General features: G+C 53.5%; 1 rRNA gene. It reads left to right on the plus strand.

From position 1 onward, the window contains the following. Nucleotides 1-2,386: ribosomal RNA gene (locus JOC83_RS19905) — 23S ribosomal RNA — on the plus strand; the annotation flags it as partial.

The raw sequence follows: 2,386 nt of genomic DNA on the forward strand, positions 1-2,386 counted from the left end.
AGATCCTGAAACCGTGTGCCTACAAGTAGTCAGAGCCCGTTAACGGGTGATGGCGTGCCTTTTGTAGAATGAACCGGCGAGTTACGATCCCGTGCAAGGTTAAGTCGAAAAGACGGAGCCGCAGCGAAAGCGAGTCTGAATAGGGCGACATAGTACGTGGTTGTAGACCCGAAACCAGGTGATCTACCCATGTCCAGGGTGAAGTTCAGGTAACACTGAATGGAGGCCCGAACCCACGCACGTTGAAAAGTGCGGGGATGAGGTGTGGGTAGCGGAGAAATTCCAATCGAACCTGGAGATAGCTGGTTCTCTCCGAAATAGCTTTAGGGCTAGCCTCGAGATGAGAGTATTGGAGGTAGAGCACTGATTGGACTAGGGGCCCCCAACGGGTTACCGAATTCAGTCAAACTCCGAATGCCAAATACTTATTCTCGGGAGTCAGACTGCGAGTGATAAGATCCGTAGTCAAGAGGGAAACAGCCCAGACCACCAGCTAAGGTCCCAAAGTATACGTTAAGTGGAAAAGGATGTGGAGTTGCTTAGACAACCAGGATGTTGGCTTAGAAGCAGCCACCATTTAAAGAGTGCGTAATAGCTCACTGGTCGAGTGACTCTGCGCCGAAAATGTACCGGGGCTAAACGTATCACCGAAGCTGTGGATTGACATCTACGATGTCAGTGGTAGGAGAGCGTTCTAAGGGCGTTGAAGCTAGACCGTAAGGACTGGTGGAGCGCTTAGAAGTGAGAATGCCGGTATGAGTAGCGAAAGACAAGTGAGAATCTTGTCCACCGAATGCCTAAGGTTTCCTGAGGAAGGCTCGTCCGCTCAGGGTTAGTCGGGACCTAAGCCGAGGCCGAAAGGCGTAGGCGATGGCCAACAGGTTGATATTCCTGTACTACCTCCCCACCGTTTGAGCAATGGGGGGACGCAGGAGGATAGGGTAAGCGCGCTGCTGGATATGCGCGTCTAAGCAGTTAGGCTGATGAGTAGGCAAATCCGCTCATCGTGAAGGCTGAGCTGTGATGGCGAAGGGGCCAAGGCCCCGAAGTTCCTGATTCCACACTGCCAAGAAAAGCCTCTAGCGAGGTGGGAGGTACCCGTACCGCAAACCGACACAGGTAGGCGAGGAGAGAATCCTAAGGTGATCGAGAGAACTCTCGTTAAGGAACTCGGCAAAATGACCCCGTAACTTCGGGAGAAGGGGTGCTCTGTTAGGGTGTTAAAGCCCGAGAGAGCCGCAGTGAATAGGCCCAGGCGACTGTTTAGCAAAAACACAGGTCTCTGCGAAGCCGTAAGGCGAAGTATAGGGGCTGACGCCTGCCCGGTGCTGGAAGGTTAAGAGGAGGGGTTATCCTTTGGGAGAAGCTCTGAATCGAAGCCCCAGTAAACGGCGGCCGTAACTATAACGGTCCTAAGGTAGCGAAATTCCTTGTCGGGTAAGTTCCGACCCGCACGAAAGGCGTAACGATCTGGGCACTGTCTCAACGAGAGACTCGGTGAAATTATATTACCTGTGAAGATGCAGGTTACCCGCGACAGGACGGAAAGACCCCGTGGAGCTTTACTGTAGCCTGATATTGAATTTTGGTACAGCTTGTACAGGATAGGTAGGAGCCTGAGAAGCCGGAGCGCTAGCTTCGGTGGAGGCGTCGGTGGGATACTACCCTGGCTGTATTGAAATTCTAACCCGCAGCCCTTATCGGGCTGGGAGACAGTGTCAGGTGGGCAGTTTGACTGGGGCGGTCGCCTCCTAAAATGTAACGGAGGCGCCCAAAGGTTCCCTCAGAATGGTTGGAAATCATTCGTAGAGTGTAAAGGCACAAGGGAGCTTGACTGCGAGACCTACAAGTCGAGCAGGGACGAAAGTCGGGCTTAGTGATCCGGTGGTTCCGCATGGAAGGGCCATCGCTCAACGGATAAAAGCTACCCCGGGGATAACAGGCTTATCTCCCCCAAGAGTCCACATCGACGGGGAGGTTTGGCACCTCGATGTCGGCTCATCGCATCCTGGGGCTGTAGTCGGTCCCAAGGGTTGGGCTGTTCGCCCATTAAAGCGGTACGCGAGCTGGGTTCAGAACGTCGTGAGACAGTTCGGTCCCTATCCGTCGTGGGCGCAGGAAATTTGAGAGGAGCTGTCCTTAGTACGAGAGGACCGGGATGGACGCACCGCTGGTGTACCAGTTGTCTTGCCAAAGGCATCGCTGGGTAGCTATGTGCGGACGGGATAAATGCTGAAAGCATCTAAGCATGAAGCCCCCCTCAAGATGAGATTTCCCATAGCGCAAGCTAGTAAGACCCCTGAAAGATGATCAGGTTGATAGGTCAGAGGTGGAAGCATGGTGACATGTGTAGCTGACTGATACTAATCGGTCGAGGACTTAACCA

The organism is Priestia iocasae, assembly GCF_016909075.1.
Taxonomy (GTDB): domain Bacteria; phylum Bacillota; class Bacilli; order Bacillales; family Bacillaceae_H; genus Priestia; species Priestia iocasae.